Source organism: Flavobacterium sp. B183 (assembly GCF_023539155.1).
GTDB classification, from domain to species: Bacteria; Bacteroidota; Bacteroidia; order Flavobacteriales; family Flavobacteriaceae; genus Flavobacterium; species Flavobacterium tructae.
In genome coordinates, this window is sequence record NZ_CP097434.1 from 1 (window position 1) to 16,008 (window position 16,008).

Annotated in this window: 16 protein-coding genes; 11 read left to right on the forward strand and 5 right to left on the reverse strand. The window is 36.6% G+C overall.

Annotated features, from left to right (window positions below; genetic code table 11):
* From dnaA to scpA, 10 genes are all read left to right on the forward strand, one after another.
* Positions 1-1,428, forward strand: coding sequence for a chromosomal replication initiator protein DnaA (gene dnaA, locus M4I44_RS00005; RefSeq protein ID WP_017498620.1), 1,428 nt, complete (start codon positions 1-3; stop codon positions 1,426-1,428).
* 9 nt (positions 1,429-1,437) lie between these two features.
* Positions 1,438-1,905, forward strand: coding sequence for a low molecular weight protein-tyrosine-phosphatase (locus tag M4I44_RS00010; RefSeq protein WP_026110208.1), 468 nt, complete (start codon positions 1,438-1,440; stop codon positions 1,903-1,905).
* A gap of 34 nt (positions 1,906-1,939) precedes the next feature.
* Positions 1,940-2,653: an SAM-dependent methyltransferase gene (locus tag M4I44_RS00015; RefSeq protein ID WP_089076556.1), complete on the forward strand. Its 714-nt coding sequence runs from the start codon at positions 1,940-1,942 to the stop codon at positions 2,651-2,653.
* A 20-nt stretch (positions 2,654-2,673) separates the two neighbouring features.
* The gene (locus tag M4I44_RS00020; protein WP_249966179.1) at positions 2,674-3,090 is read left to right on the forward strand and encodes an energy transducer TonB; all 417 of its coding nucleotides are present in this window, start codon (positions 2,674-2,676) and stop codon (positions 3,088-3,090) included.
* 50 nt (positions 3,091-3,140) lie between these two features.
* The gene (locus tag M4I44_RS00025; RefSeq protein WP_249966180.1) at positions 3,141-4,268 is read left to right on the forward strand and encodes a methionine aminotransferase; all 1,128 of its coding nucleotides are present in this window, start codon (positions 3,141-3,143) and stop codon (positions 4,266-4,268) included.
* Between the two features lie 77 nt (positions 4,269-4,345).
* Positions 4,346-5,227, forward strand: coding sequence for an SDR family oxidoreductase (locus tag M4I44_RS00030; RefSeq protein ID WP_249966181.1), 882 nt, complete (start codon positions 4,346-4,348; stop codon positions 5,225-5,227).
* 218 nt (positions 5,228-5,445) lie between these two features.
* Positions 5,446-6,054 carry a uridine kinase gene (udk, locus tag M4I44_RS00035; RefSeq protein ID WP_017498626.1) on the forward strand — a complete coding sequence of 203 codons (609 nt, stop codon included), beginning with the start codon at positions 5,446-5,448 and terminating at the stop codon, positions 6,052-6,054.
* A 132-nt stretch (positions 6,055-6,186) separates the two neighbouring features.
* Complete coding sequence (locus M4I44_RS00040) at positions 6,187-6,519, forward strand: septum formation initiator family protein (protein WP_017498627.1); 333 nt, start codon at positions 6,187-6,189, stop codon at positions 6,517-6,519.
* A 16-nt stretch (positions 6,520-6,535) separates the two neighbouring features.
* On the forward strand, positions 6,536-7,900 hold the full coding sequence (locus M4I44_RS00045; RefSeq protein WP_249966182.1) for a methylmalonyl-CoA mutase subunit beta: 1,365 nt from the start codon (positions 6,536-6,538) through the stop codon (positions 7,898-7,900).
* 43 nt (positions 7,901-7,943) lie between these two features.
* Positions 7,944-10,085 (forward strand): methylmalonyl-CoA mutase, encoded by a 2,142-nt coding sequence (scpA, locus tag M4I44_RS00050; protein ID WP_017498629.1) that lies wholly within the window; start codon positions 7,944-7,946, stop codon positions 10,083-10,085.
* Positions 10,086-10,222: 137 nt separating this feature from the next.
* Here scpA and M4I44_RS00055 read toward each other — a convergent pair whose 3' ends face one another.
* The 5 genes from M4I44_RS00055 to dapF all read right to left on the reverse strand — a co-directional run bounded on the left by M4I44_RS00055 (position 10,223) and on the right by dapF (position 14,306).
* Positions 10,223-10,870 (reverse strand): peptidoglycan-binding protein LysM, encoded by a 648-nt coding sequence (locus M4I44_RS00055; protein WP_070907530.1) that lies wholly within the window; start codon positions 10,868-10,870, stop codon positions 10,223-10,225.
* A gap of 99 nt (positions 10,871-10,969) precedes the next feature.
* Positions 10,970-11,890 carry a DUF2279 domain-containing protein gene (locus M4I44_RS00060; protein WP_017498632.1) on the reverse strand — a complete coding sequence of 307 codons (921 nt, stop codon included), beginning with the start codon at positions 11,888-11,890 and terminating at the stop codon, positions 10,970-10,972.
* 2 nt (positions 11,891-11,892) lie between these two features.
* On the reverse strand, positions 11,893-12,933 hold the full coding sequence (gene mltG / locus M4I44_RS00065; protein ID WP_249966183.1) for an endolytic transglycosylase MltG: 1,041 nt from the start codon (positions 12,931-12,933) through the stop codon (positions 11,893-11,895).
* 10 nt (positions 12,934-12,943) lie between these two features.
* Complete coding sequence (locus tag M4I44_RS00070; protein ID WP_017498634.1) at positions 12,944-13,477, reverse strand: GNAT family N-acetyltransferase; 534 nt, start codon at positions 13,475-13,477, stop codon at positions 12,944-12,946.
* Positions 13,478-13,523: 46 nt separating this feature from the next.
* Complete coding sequence (dapF, locus tag M4I44_RS00075) at positions 13,524-14,306, reverse strand: diaminopimelate epimerase (protein ID WP_249966185.1); 783 nt, start codon at positions 14,304-14,306, stop codon at positions 13,524-13,526.
* Between the two features lie 140 nt (positions 14,307-14,446).
* Here dapF and M4I44_RS00080 point away from each other — a divergent pair, with 140 nt between their 5' ends.
* Positions 14,447-15,847: a trypsin-like peptidase domain-containing protein gene (locus tag M4I44_RS00080; RefSeq protein WP_249966186.1), complete on the forward strand. Its 1,401-nt coding sequence runs from the start codon at positions 14,447-14,449 to the stop codon at positions 15,845-15,847.
* The last annotated feature ends 161 nt before the right edge of the window (positions 15,848-16,008 follow it).

The window sequence follows — 16,008 nt, forward strand, 5'->3', positions numbered from 1 at the left end:
ATGACTAAAACTGCTCAATCGGTATGGGAAAACTGTTTGTCTTTTATAAAGGACAATATTCAAGATCAAGCATACAAAACTTGGTTTGAGCCAATCAAGTCAGTTGAACTAACCGATAACGCGTTATACATTCAAGTACCAAGTAAATTTTTCTACGAATGGCTCGAAGAGCATTACGTAAAATTATTGAAAGTTGCACTTACCAAAGAACTGGGAAAAAACGCAAAGTTACTCTATAAAATTAAAATGGAGAACACTTATGGAAATAAACAGCCGTTTACCGAGCAGCTGCCAAGTTCCAACAGAGTTCCAATGAAACCTCAAGAGGTTGATGCTCCGTTTAAAAACCTAAATCCTGAACTTAAGAATCCGTTTGTAATTCCGGGAATCCGAAATTTAAAAATTGAATCTCAGTTAAATCCAAATTACAGTTTTGATAATTTCCTTGAAGGAGATTCAAACCGTTTAGCCCGTTCTGCAGGTATGGCAGTTGCCAACAAGCCTGGAGGAACTTCCTTTAATCCGTTATTGATTTTTGGAGGAGTTGGATTAGGAAAAACACACTTGGCACATGCTATAGGTGTGGAAGTAAAAGACAAATACCCTGAAAAAACGGTTTTATACATTTCTGCCGAAATTTTCACGCAGCAATATATTGATTCTGTTAAAAAGAACAATCGTAATGATTTTATTCATTTTTATCAGTTAATCGATGTTTTAATTATTGACGACGTTCAGTTTTTATCCGGAAAATCAGGAACTCAGGATGTATTCTTCCATATTTTCAATTATTTACATCAAAACGGAAAACAGGTAATCCTTACTTCGGACAAGGCACCTGTTGACATGCAGGATATCGAGCAGCGTTTATTATCCCGTTTCAAATGGGGTCTTTCTGCCGAGCTGCACCAACCGGATTACGAGACTCGCATCTCTATCTTAAAAAACATACTATATCGTGATGGTGTTGAAATGCCGGAAGATATTATTGAATATGTGGCACGTAACATCAAGAGTAACGTTAGAGAATTAGAGGGAGCTATTATTTCCTTAATTGCTCAGTCTTCGTTCAACAAAAAAGAAGTTACTATTGAGTTAGCCAAAAGTGTTGTAGAGAAATTTGTTAAAAATGTAAAGAGAGAAATCTCTATCGATTATATTCAAAAAATTGTGTCTGATTATTTCCAGTTGGATGTTGAAACACTTCAATCTAAAACCCGAAAGAGGCACGTGGTACAGGCGAGACAATTGGCCATGTTTTTTGCAAAGAAATTCACCAAAGCTTCTTTGGCAAACATTGGCTCACAAATTGGAGATCGCGACCACGCTACCGTATTACACGCTTGCAAAACAGTTGACAATTTAGTTTCTACAGACAAACAATTCAAAAAATTTGTCGAAGACATCAACAAAAAACTAACGCTATAAACGCGCATCATGCCAGTAAGAATTTTAATGGTTTGTTTGGGAAACATTTGCAGATCACCTTTAGCTGAAGGTATTTTAGCTTCAAAATTACCCAAAAATAATTTCATCGTTGACTCAGCCGGAACCGGATCCTGGCATGTAGGACACTCCCCTGATAAACGATCTATAGCAGTAGCCAAAAAAAACGGCCTCGACATTGGAAACCAAAAAGGAAGACAATTCAAACCTGCTGACTTCAATACTTTTGATTACATCTACGTGATGGATTCTTCTAATTATGACGACGTTATAAAACTGGCTCAGACTGAAGAACACAAAAACAAAGTCCGTCTGATTTTAGACGAATTATTTCCGGATGAAAACGTAGATGTTCCGGATCCTTACTTTGGCGTTACCAACGGATTTGAAAATGTATATCAAATGTTAGACGAAGTAACCGATATCATCTCGAAGAAACTTATCGAAAAACATTCATAAGCTCTTCTTTTCCTAACAAAATAAAAAGACATCTATGAAACTCCTGGGAAAACTATACTTAATTCCAACAACAATGGGCGAAAGCGACCCTATGGATGTTTTACCTCAAACTGTCAAAAGAAGCATCGATTTTATAGATCACTATATTGTTGAAAACGAAAAAACGGCCCGTAAATCCATAAAAGCTGTCTCGCCGGAAAAAAAACAATCTGAACTGATTCTTTTTACTCTTAACAAACGCACAGAAACAAGCGAACATTTAGATTTCATCAAACCTTTGCTGGAAGGAAAAAACGTTGGATTAATGAGTGAAGCCGGCTGTCCCGGTGTTGCTGATCCCGGTGCCGTAATTGTAAAGCTGGCACATGAAAAAGGAATTCAGGTGGTACCTTTAGTTGGGCCTTCTTCTATTTTATTAGCCATGATGGCTTCCGGAATGAACGGACAAAGTTTTACTTTCAATGGCTATTTACCTATTGATAAAGACGAAAAAAAATCAGCAATCCGTCATTTCGAAAGATTATCACAAGATAAAAACCAATCACAGCTTTTTATTGAAACTCCGTATAGAAACAACAAATTAATCGAAGATCTTTTACAGATTTTAAATCCGTCAACACATCTTTGTATTGCAACAGATATTACTTTACCAACAGAATTCATTAAAACAATGCGGGTTTCGGATTGGAAAAAACTAAAAATAGATATCGACAAACGCCCTACCATTTTTATTATTCATAAAATGTAAACTATTAAACCGTATTCATAATGAAAAAGTTTCTTCTCCTACTTCTGATCTGCTTTGTCCAAATTACATTTTCGCAAACCAACAAAGAATCCGAAAAAACAACAGCAAGTTCAATTTCGAATGACAATACTGTCTATGATCTCAAAGGAATAGAGGAAAAACCCGAATACCCTGGTGGTGTCACTGAATTCACTGCGTTCCTTAACAGAAATTTTATAAAACCCACTGAAAAACCGAATCTAACAGGAAAAATCTACTTCACTTTTATCATCGAAAAAGACGGTTCTGTTAGTGATATAAAGATTATAAGAGATCTTGGGTTTAAAACCGGAGATGAAGCAACGCGTGTTTTAAAGTCTGCTGCAAAATGGAAGCCCGGCAAGTATAAAACAAAAGAAGTAAGAACCTTGAATACAGGCGCGATAACTATAAGCTAGACAAGATTCATCTGTATCACTCACAAGTTTTCCCCTAATCAAACTTTATCATGAGTAAACTTCCCAATGTAACCACCAGTATTTTTACGGTCATGTCTAAAATGGCAACGGAATACAACGCAATAAATCTCTCACAAGGATTCCCGAATTTCCCTGTTGATGAAAGATTGACCGATATCATTGCGCGATTAGCAAAAGAAAACGTGCACCAATATACTCCAATGGCAGGATTCCCTCCATTGATGGGACAAATAGCACAATTGGTTCAGAGATCTTATTACAGAACCATTCATCCGGAAACCGAAATTCTGGTAACAGCGGGGGCCACTCAGGGAATTTTCACTACAATTTTGGCTTTGGTCAAAACCGGTGATGAAGTCATCATTCTGGATCCGAGCTACGATTCGTATGAATCTCCTGTTTTGTTGTGCAACGCAAAACCTGTTCGTGTCGCCTTAAACGACGATTACACCCCAAATTGGGAAACAATAGAAAAAGCCTGTTCTTCAAAAACGAAGATGATTATCATCAACAATCCGCATAATCCAACAGGTAAAATTTTGACTCAGGATGATTTTTCTCACTTAGAGAGACTATTATCCAAACACCCTGACCTTCTTGTCCTGTCTGATGAAGTTTACGAATACATCACTTTTGAAGAGAAACACATTTCGGCGCACACCAAAGAATTTCTTTTAAACCGTTGTATCATGGTTTCTTCTTTTGGAAAATCATTTCATATTACGGGATGGAAAATTGGCTACACCGTTGCTCCAGAACACTTAATGAAGGAAATAAAAAAAGTACATCAGTTTCTGGTTTTTAGTGTGAATAGTATTTCACAGGCTGCCATCAGTCAATATCTGGAGATTGTCGATGTCAATTTACTTGGAAAGTTCTATCAGGAAAAAAGAGATTATTTTCAAAAACTACTTCAAAATAGCCGATTTGAATTAAATCCCTGCGAAGGAACTTATTTTCAGGTGGCTTCTTATGCCAATATTTCAGCCGATGACGATGTTACTTTCTGTAAAAAATTAATCACAGAGCATGGTGTCGCCGCAATTCCTATTTCTACTTTTTATTCCGACCACAAAGATCAAAAGCTAATCCGTTTTTGCTTTGCTAAAGACAATTTTACACTAGAAGCTGCCGCAAAAAAATTAGGTGATATTTAAAGTTTATTAAAATTTTATAACATTATTATGCGTGCATCCTATTTATTTAATTAATATTGTAATAAAAAGAAATACATATGAGCTATACAGATAAAATGTTAAGAGATGACGCTTTAAAAAGCAAAGTCATTGTTGTTACAGGTGGAGGAAGCGGTTTAGGAAAAGCCATGACCAAATACTTTTTAGAATTAGGGGCTCAGGTAGCCATTACTTCAAGAGATTTAGAAAAGCTTAAAAACACTGCCGCTGAACTTGAAACTGAAACCGGAGGAAAATGTTTACCGCTTCAATGTGACGTTCGTCATTACGAAGAAGTGGAGAACATGCTTCAGGAAGTTTTAAAAACTTTTGGAAAAGTAGATGTTCTTTTGAATAATGCTGCCGGAAATTTCATCTCGCCAACAGAACGTTTATCTGCGAATGCTTTTGATACAGTTATTGATATTGTATTGAAAGGTACTAAAAACTGTACACTTGCGTTTGGAAAACACTGGATTGACACCAAACAAACCTCTGCTACGATTTTAAATATTGTTACAACTTATGCTTGGACTGGTTCAGCTTATGTCGTACCAAGTGCAACTGCAAAAGCGGGAGTACTGGCAATGACTCGTAGTTTGGCCGTTGAATGGGCAAAATACGGAATTCGTTCTAACGCAATTGCTCCGGGGCCATTCCCTACAAAAGGAGCCTGGGATCGATTATTACCGGGAGATCTTGCCGAAAAATTCGATATGGCGAAAAAAGTACCTTTAAAACGTGTAGGCGATCATCAGGAATTGGCTAATCTGGCAGCTTATTTAGTTTCAGATTTTTCAGCTTATGTAAATGGAGACGTTATTACAATTGATGGAGGAGAGTGGTTAAAAGGTGCCGGACAGTTTAATTTACTAGAAGCAATCCCGGAAGAACTTTGGGATCAGCTTGAAATGATGATTAAAGCCAAAAAGAACAAATAATTACAAGTGCTTACTAAATTCAGAATATTTTATTAAAACTATACTGATTGCACCAAATCCCGATGGCATTGCTATCGGGATTTTTTTTGCATAGTTCCTGTAATCCTTTCAAAACCTTAGTTAAACTTATCCGCATAAATTCAATTTTAAAGTTCGGATACCATTATGAATCCACTTAAATTATTATTTTTGCCGAACAAATATATAACACAAATTTTATGCTCATTATTGGACTTGCAGGAGGAACAGGAAGTGGAAAAACGACAGTAGTACACCAAATCATGAATGAATTACCGGACACAGAAGTGGGTGTAATTTCTCAGGATTCGTATTATAAAGAGACTAACAATTTGTCATTTGACGAAAGAGCATTAATCAATTTCGACCACCCGCGCGCGATCGATTTTGAATTGCTGGTAAAACACCTTAAAGCTTTAAAAGCAGGGGAAACCATAGACCAGCCTGTATATTCTTTCATACAGCACAACAGAACCGACGATACGGTTTCAACTCACCCAAGAAAAGTAATGATTGTTGAGGGAATTTTAATTCTAACCAATCCGGAATTACGTGATCTTTTTGACATCAAAATTTTTGTTCATGCTGATTCAGACGAAAGATTAATCCGTCGTTTAAAAAGAGACATTTCAGAACGCGGACGTGATATTGACGAAGTTTTAACACGTTATCAAAACACCTTAAAGCCAATGCACGAACAGTTTATAGAACCTTCTAAGGCTTTCGCCGACATTATAATTCCAAACGACAAATACAATACCGTGGCCATTGATGTAGTCCGGGCTGTAATTAATCAGCGAATTTTATAATTTTTATTGTAAATTTAATGCATCAAACTTAGAAGATACATTTCAACTTTTGTGCCTGAAAATGGCACAAAAGGAGTATCACTTCTATCAAAACCAAAACATCAATCGAAATTATAAAACGCAATCGGTTAAATGAAAATTAAAAACCCATATAAAGACAAAAAATGGTTTAAACTCCTGGGTAACAAATACGTTTGGGTGCTGCTCTTTTTTGTAATATGGATGTTATTCTTAGATAATTATTCTTATTTTGATCATCGTTTTCTGGACAACCAGATTCATGAATTACAAGACAATAAAAAATACTATCAGGACGAAATAAAAAAAGATCAGGAACAAATCAAACAGCTCAAAAATCCTGAACAAATTGAAAAATATGCCCGCGAAAAGTACTTTATGAAAAAAGACAGCGAAGATATTTACATCATACATTTTGAAGGAGATACCATTCAAGATAAAGAATAACCCGAAAAAATATACAATGGCCACTACCCTGTTCGACGATTTTAGTCCGATTTCATCCAAACAATGGAAACAAAAAATTCAGTTTGAATTAGATGGAGCCGATTACAACCAAACTGTAATTTGGAATTCTCCCGAAGACATTCAGGTAAAGCCATTTTACCACACTGATGAATTTACAAAGGCCGCAACGGTAAAAACTCAGGTATCCAACTTTAAAATTTGCCAGAACATTTTTGTTTACGATATTGACAAATCAATTCAGAGAGCCATCAATACACTTGAAAGAGGCGCTGAAAGTCTGCGTTTCACAATTGAAGACAAAACCATTGATGTTCAAAAATTACTGGAAACACTTCCTTTAGAAAACAGAATTGTTTACTTTAATTTGAATTTCATTTCAATCGATTTCGTAAAACTATTGGACCAGATTTCAATTCAGAAGAAAGCAACTTTTTATTGCAATATTGACCCTATTGGACAATTGGCAAGAGAAGGAAACTGGTTTTCTACAGCAGATAAAAATAATTTTGAAACGCTGGAAAAAATTTCAAAAGCGACAACCAATATTTCATTTTTAAGTATCGACTCGGGTTTGTATCAAAATGCAGGCGCTACTATCACGCAGCAAATTGCTTATAGCTTAGCACACGCCAATGAATATTTGAACCGCTTTCCGAATACTTTAAAACCAATTGTTTTTGAAGTTTCAGTAGGAACTAATTATTTCTTTGAAATTGCGAAACTTCGTGCCTTGCGCATGCTTTTCAAATTAATCGCTGCGGAATATAATCCTGACTTAGAATGTCATTTAGTAGTAACTCCGACCAAACGAAATAAAACGATTTACGATTACAATGTTAATATGTTGCGCACAACTACAGAATGCATGTCGGCTATTTTAGGCGGTGCAGATGCTGTAGCCAACCTGCCTTACGATTCTTTGTATCATAAAGACAATGAATTTGGTGATCGTATTGCCCGCAATCAATTACTGGTTTTAAAACATGAAAGTTATTTTGACAAGGTTGATAATCCGGCAGACGGAAGTTATTACATTGAAAGCCTGACGATGCAGCTGGCCGAAAAAAGCTTAACCTTGTTTAAAGACATTGAAGCAAATGGAGGATTCTTAAAACTTTTAAATGACGGAACGATCAAGAAGAAAATTCAGGAAAGTGCTGCAAAAGAACAGGAATTATTCGATTCTAAAAAGGAGATTCTGTTAGGTACGAACAAACATCCGAACAAAGAAGACAAAATGAAACATGATTTAGAATTGTTTCCTTTCGTAAAAATAAAACCAAGAAAAACATTAATTACTCCAATAATAGAAAAAAGATTAGCCGAAAAATTGGAGCAGGAGCGATTGGAACTTGAATAATCTTTTTAAAGTAATTAATTAAACTATACAACGAAGAGTCTCCATGATTAGAAAAGACCTTACACATATTAAGTTAGATGTTAACCGTGAAAAGTTAGACCAACTGGCACATAACTCAGAACCCGTAACGCATAACTTCACCACGGCCGAAGGAATTGAGCTCAAAAAAAGATACTCTGAAAAGGATCTTGAAGATTTAGAATTTCTTGATTTTGGAGCCGGGTTTGCACCCAACTTGCGCGGACCTTACGCTACCATGTATGTAAGACGTCCGTGGACGATTCGTCAATATGCAGGATTTTCGACCGCTGAAGAGAGTAATGCTTTTTACAGAAGAAATTTGGCTGCCGGACAAAAAGGACTTTCGATTGCCTTCGATTTACCTACCCATCGTGGTTACGATTCCGATCATGAAAGAGTAGTTGGTGATGTTGGAAAAGCCGGGGTAGCCATCGATTCTGTCGAAGACATGAAAATACTATTCGATCAGATTCCGCTTGATGAAATGTCGGTTTCAATGACTATGAATGGAGCCGTTTTACCTATTATGGCTTTTTATATCGTTGCGGCAGAAGAACAGGGCGTACCGATTGGGAAATTATCCGGAACCATTCAAAACGATATTCTGAAAGAGTTCATGGTACGTAACACCTATATCTACCCTCCGACTCCTTCGATGAAGATCATTGCTGATATCTTCGAATTTACGAGTCAAAAAATGCCCAAATTCAACTCTATTTCAATTTCGGGATACCACATGCAGGAAGCGGGTGCCACTGCCGATATTGAACTGGCCTATACTTTAGCCGACGGTCTGGAATATATCAGAACCGGTCTTTCTACCGGAATGAGTATTGATGACTTTGCGCCCCGATTGTCTTTCTTTTGGGCTATCGGAATGAATCATTTTATGGAAATTGCCAAAATGAGAGCAGGTCGAATGATCTGGGCAAAACTGGTACAACAATTCAATCCTAAAAGTGATAAATCTTTGGCGCTGAGAACCCATTGTCAGACTAGTGGATGGAGTTTAACCGAACAAGATCCGTTTAATAATGTCGCCAGAACCTGTATCGAAGCCACAGCAGCTGCTTTTGGAGGAACACAATCCTTGCACACAAACGCACTGGATGAAGCTATTGCTTTGCCTACTGACTTCTCGGCAAGAATTGCCCGTAATACACAGATCTTTTTACAGGAAGAAACTAAAATTACCAAAACCGTTGATCCATGGGGAGGAAGTTATTATGTGGAAAGCTTAACCGATGAAATTCTCAAAAGCACCTGGAAACTTATCGAAGAAGTGGAAGAATTAGGCGGGATGACCAAAGCTATTGAGGCGGGAATTCCGAAATTAAGAATCGAAGAAGCTGCGGCAAGAAAACAGGCCAGAATAGACAGCGGACAAGATATAATTGTTGGTGTAAATCAATACCGATTAGAAAAAGAAGATCCTCTACACATTCTGGATGTTGACAACCAAATGGTTCGCAAGCAGCAAGTAGATCAACTTCAAAAAATTAAAGAAACCAGAGATACTGAAAAAGTAAATCAATCACTCGAAAAATTAATTCATTGTGCAAAGACCGGAGAAGGTAACTTACTCGCAATCGCAATTGAAGCAGCCCGAAACAGAGCGACTTTAGGAGAGATTAGCGATGCCCTTGAAAGCGTATTCGGCAGATTCAAAGCACAAATTAAATCCTTTAGCGGTGTGTATAGTGCAGCAATAAAAAATGACGAGAATTTTGAAAAGGCAAAACAATTAGCTGATGCCTTTGCCAAACAAGAGGGAAGACGTCCCAGAATTATGATTGCTAAAATGGGACAAGACGGACATGACCGAGGTGCAAAAGTAGTTGCGACAGGTTATGCCGATGTAGGTTTCGACGTGGACATAGGTCCACTATTCCAGACGCCCGCTGAAGCTGCCAAACAAGCGGTTGAAAATGACGTTCACATCTTAGGAGTTTCATCACTGGCTGCCGGACATAAAACTTTAGTCCCTCAGGTGATTGAAGAGCTTAAAAAACACGGCCGCGAAGATATTATGGTCATTGTAGGAGGAGTAATTCCTGCTCAGGATTACCAATTTCTTTTTGATGCCGGAGCGGTAGCAGTCTTTGGTCCCGGAACAAAAATTAGTGAAGCGGCCATTAAAATCTTAGAAATTTTAATTGATTAGAAGATAAATCCATTACGAGAGAGACAGTTGTCTCTCTTTTTTTATGCTTCTTGATATCATCCTATATTATCGATTAAAAACGGCCATAAAAAAACCTGCTTTTTACAGCAGGTTTTTTTTATAAAGCTTACACTTTATTAATGGTGTATTGTAGCGTTACTATCCGCTTCAATAAACGAAAGATCATAACCGCCAAAGGCTTTAAGGTAACTTTTTAAAGAAGTTCCGTAGGCATCTCTAAAGTGTTGCCCTCCTTTGTTCTTAAAAAAGTTTTTAACTGAACCTGCACCACCAAGATGAGCAGCAGCCAAAATACCAGACTCTGTAATTTCAATACCGTTAATAATTTTCCCTTCATACTTTTCGATCTCATTGCGTAAAATCCATTTGTTTTTAGACAATAACACCAGAAATGCTTTTTCCTGTAAGGCAGGGTCTTTTAAAAAGGCTTTGTTGTTTTGAACACCAATAGCTCTCAGTGCCTGAGTCCCAAATTGATATTTCCCCATATAACCTAGCGAATTTACCAAACGATATTTCCCTTGAGATTCCTTAAAAGCTACAGCTTCTTTGAATCCAATAAGGCGTTTTCCGGTAAATGGGGTGTTTAATTTGTGTAAGGTGGGATAGTCATCCTCTTCCTGTGATGGAAATACGTATTCAGATCCATCTGTTTTTTCTATTAGAAACCACGGTTTGGTTTCCAGATTAAAGGGTTTAAAACCCAAAGTCAAAAATGTAATAATAACGATCAAACTCGCATAAAAATACCACTTCTTTATCATAAATTGTTTTTCTTCAAAACGCTGTCACCTTTTTGAAATTTCTACGGTGCAAAGGTAATAAAAAACAAATTATACTGATAATCAACAAGTTAATGTTTTCTAAAAATAGAAGGCATGCGCTTTAAGCCCTTTATTGGCGGAGTATTCGAGAGTTGGCGCCGGAATTTTTATCGTGTTAAAAATGGAAAAAATAGTCTTTAAAAAATGTGATTTTGTTTCAATTTTGTTCAAATTTACGTCAAAACTAAGATAAATCTGACGAAATCTTTTCGGGTTTTGTGTGAAATCAGGATTATCATTTTGTAAATTTCCGGTTAACATTCCATCGGCTCCATACCCAAAGGCTACATTTAACCACTTTGGAATTTTACTCTCTTTCGCGAAAGAATGAAGATTTACAGAGAGCCAATAGGTTTGCCCATTATAATCTTTTAAAAGCTGTTCATTTAACGAACTTCCCAATACTTTAGGCCTTAAATTTGCATATTGTGTAGTATGAAAAGAGAATTTTGGAACAATACGCTGTTCTTTCCAAAGTAATTCCTGAGAAACATATAAGGCAGTACCGGTGGCATTAGCAATAACATCTCCTGAAGATGCACCCCATTCTGATGAAAATCCATCCAATACTTCGACAGCCGTCAGAAAGGCAAAGCCAAAACCTGCACCGTAAATTAATTGTTTTTTTTGATCAGCACCACTCCATTTCATCATTTCAGCACCAAATCTTCCTAAATGATAGGCAGAATACATATGCCCCACCTTATCCATCTGAAGCCATTCGTTATTATCATTTATAAAGTGGAAATTAGAGCGGGGATAATCAGCATACCAAAGCTGATTCAAACCAAGCAAAGTTACCGAAGCCAGAGTAGCTTCGGTAATTATGACTGTATTTTGTCTTTTTTTATTTAAAGTATCCGAAGGTGTTAAAAAACTTTCAACCCTGCTTTGAGCGTTTACAGAAAAAACACTCCAAAACCCTAAAACCGATAAAAAAAATATGCTTTTAAAATTCAAAACTATCTTGTTACGCCCTGACTAGCAATCCAGTCTGAATATTTTTTTGCATTTACATTGTGTTCTGCCAAAGTAGCAGCGAATTCATGGTATCCGAAACGTTCAACGCTTGCACAAAAATAAATATAATCGTTTTTCTCCGGGTTTAAAACAGCATCAAGGGCTGTAATATCAGGCATTGCAATTGGTCCCGGGGGAAGTCCGATATTCACGTAAGTGTTGTAAGGCGATTTCATAATCAAGTCGTTGTAAAAAACTCTTTTAATTACCTGATCGAAATTATTGTCTCTAAGTTTTAAAGCGTAAATTACCGTTGGATCAGCCTGTAATGGCATTTCTAAACGTAAACGGTTCAAATAAACACCTGCAATACGAGGTCTTTCATCTTTCTTTACGGACTCTTTATGAACGATGGAAGCTAAAATAGTAACCTGAACCGGAGTTAATCCTTGCTTTTTTGCCTTTTCGATTCTCTCTGCAGTCCAAAAATTGTGATATTCTTTGATCATTTTATCACGAAACTTCTCTGCTGAAGTATTCCAGTAGATTTCATAAGTATTCGGAATAAACATAGCGAAGACATTGTCTTCGTTGAAACCGTTTGCTGCCAAAAATTCCGGATCTTTAAAAGCTTTCATTAAAGATAAACTGTCGGCTTCGATTTCAGAGCCTACTCTTCCTGCAAAATTTTCCAATCTCTCCTGATTATTAAAAGCTAATTTTACCGGAACATTAGAACGCATAGCGCGAACCAAATCTATATTGTTCATGTCTTTTTTAAGCAAAAAACGACCTGACTTTACATTTTCAGGATAACTTCTTTTGTTAGCCACCATTTCAAAATCTTCGAAATTCTTGATATAGGGCTCCAATATTTTCTTCACATCGGTATACTTTGCTCCAGTTGGAACATACACGTACAATTCTTTCTCCTCGAATTTGGTATTGGCACTGAAGATTTTACTAATTAAAATAAATCCGTAAACCAATAAAACTGAAATTACGGCAACAGCAGTTAACGTGATGATTTTTTTTATGCTCAAAGTTTTAAATTTAAATGTGTTTATTAATTAACTGAAACATTGCTTCATCCTGATATTTGTTATGGAGCAAAACCCAGTCCTTCTTAATTCCTATTTTCTCAAAGCCAAATTTAGTAAAAAGAGCTACACTTGCTGCATTTCCCATAGCAATATTTGCATATAATTGGTGCAAATTTAAATGGTGAAATGCATACTTAATTAAAAGTCCTAATGCCTCAGATCCAACTTTTTGATTTCTGTTTTCATCCTTTTGAATGACTATCCCAATCCCTGCTCTGTTATTTTTCGGATCAAATTCAAACAAATCAATTAATCCGATCGCCGGAAAGTCCTGATCCTGACAGATCGCCAAACGCAATTGCTTGGCCTCATAAATATCCTGCTGTGCATTTTCGAGATACTGGCGGATCAAAAACCTACTGTAAGGCGTCTGGGTGTTACTGACTTCCCAAATGCGCTCATCATTCTCCATAGCATACACAAACTCCAGATCGTCAGGTTCCAGTGCCCGCAGATAAATTGAATCGCCTTTGAGTGTTATCATTTGATTTTAGATTTTAGATTGCTGATTTTGGATCGTTTGAGGCTAATTAAATTTCAATCGTTCCTTTGAAAACGAATTTGGCTGGCCCGGTTAAAAAAACATTGGTAAAATGTTCGTCTGACTTGTCAAAAGAAACCACCAATTTTCCGCCTTCAACATTCAGATGAATTGACGTTTTATCTGTTAAACCAATAGCGTTCATTGCAATTGCCACTGCCGTTGCTCCGGTTCCGCAAGCCAAAGTTTCATCTTCAACACCTCTTTCATAAGTACGCAATGAAAAAGTACTATCGTCTACTTTTTTTACAAAATTAACGTTACTTCCTTTTTCACCATATAATTCGCCATAACGAATTGCGGCACCATTTTCTTTCACATTATAATGTTCTAAATCCTCTACAAGCTGTACGTGATGCGGTGAACCTGTGTTTAAAAAAGTATAAGAATCGTATTTTTTTACTTCATCCACATCAATCATCTGCAAGGAAATAATAGCATCCTCTCCCACCGAAGCATGATGCAATCCATCTGTTGCAATAAAGGTAGTTTTGTCGTCAATAACCCCCAACTGATTGGCAAAAGCTACCAGACAACGACCGCCATTTCCGCACATCGAACTCTGATTTCCGTCTGAATTATAATAGACCATTCTGAAGTCCGTTTCCGTATCATTTTCGAGTAAGATAAGTCCGTCGGCACCAATCCCGAAACGTCTGTCGCACAGGCGTTCAATCAATTTAATATTGTCTTTTGGAAAGAACTCTGAACGGTTGTCAATCATAACAAAATCGTTCCCGGTACCCTGATATTTATAAAATTCTATTTGCATTTTTTTTACATTAACTGACACAAAAGTACGAACAAATAATTAATGAAATGTTAATCATTGTTAAAGAGCGTTAAACCATTTTCTCAGATAATTTTTTGAAGTATTTTTACGTTAAAATAACCAATAATATAAACTGTAATATGAAAAGATTTTCAACCTTATTTTTAGTTTCACTGCTTAGCGGTGCAACTACCCTTGGTGCTTACAAATTATTATTTGAAAGCAGCAATTCTTTTTTTGGAAGAGGAAATTCTGTTGTTACTCTTGCCCCCAACTCATTTGGAAGAAACGTAGCACTATCCGCTGAAACGGTTGATTTTACAGCGGCCGCAGACAAAACCATTCACACTGTTGTTCACGTAAAAAATGTCTCGCGAAGAACTGTCAGCAATCCTATGATGGAATTTTTCTACGGTTATGGAGGTCAACAACAGCAGGAGCAAGTTGGAACCGGATCCGGAGTTATTATTTCGGAAGACGGATACATTGTAACCAATAATCACGTGATTAAAGATGCTACAGAAATCGAAATTACTTTAAACAATAAAAAATCATACAAAGCAAAATTAATAGGTACCGATTCTAAAATGGACATCGCTTTACTGAAAATTAATGCTGATGAAAAATTGCCTTATACCGCTTTTGCTAATTCTGATTCTGTAAAAATCGGAGAGTGGGTTTTGGCAGTAGGAAACCCGTATAATTTAACGTCTACGGTTACTGCGGGAATTGTTTCGGCAAAAGCCCGAAATCTGGATACTAACGGAATTCAATCATTCATTCAAACAGATGCGGCTGTAAACCCCGGAAATAGTGGTGGTGCATTAGTAAACACCAGAGGTGAATTGATCGGTATCAATACTATGATCTCTTCTATGACCGGTTCTTATGTTGGATATTCGTTTGCTGTTCCGTCTAATATTGCCCGAAAAATAATCGAAGACATTATGGAATTCGGAAATGTACAAAGAGGTATTTTGGGTGTTGAAGGAGGTGAATTAAACAGTACCGCTTCTAAAGAACTAGGAATTACCGAAACACAAGGTTTCTACATTAGTAAAGTTTCCAAAAATTCCGGAGCCGAAAAAGCAGGATTGGGTAAAGGTGATATTATTATAAAACTTGACGACCAGAACATTGCCACTTATGCAGATCTGTCCGGTTATATTAATACCAAACGTCCAAATGATGTTGTAAAAGTGACCTATATTAAAGATGGAAAAACAAAAACAGTTCCGGTAACCTTAAGTAAAAATGAATTTTTCAGCACTGAATTTAAAGGAATCGAACTGGAAAACATCGATGCTTCAGATAAAAAGAAATTTAAAATTGATTATGGTGTAAAAATCAGAAGCATCACGAATGAAAACTTAATGCAGTATCAAAATGAGCTTCAAGGCAATATTATCTTAAGTATTGATAATGTAAAAGCGACCAACATTGAAACTGTTTCTAAACTTTTAAACAATAAAAATGACGGACAAAGTGTGCGTCTTGAAATGATCAGTAAGTCGGGAGAAATTCTCAGAATTATTATTTAAGTCTCCCCGTTTACAGTCTCAGTTTACAGTCATAGTTTTCTTTTTTACACTGAAAACTGAAAACTGCGACTGAAAACTCCTAAAAAAGTCATCTTAGAAATAAGGTGACTTTTTTGTTTTCCTTCGCAAATGAGCTCCCATTTTCATTATCATAAGCTCAA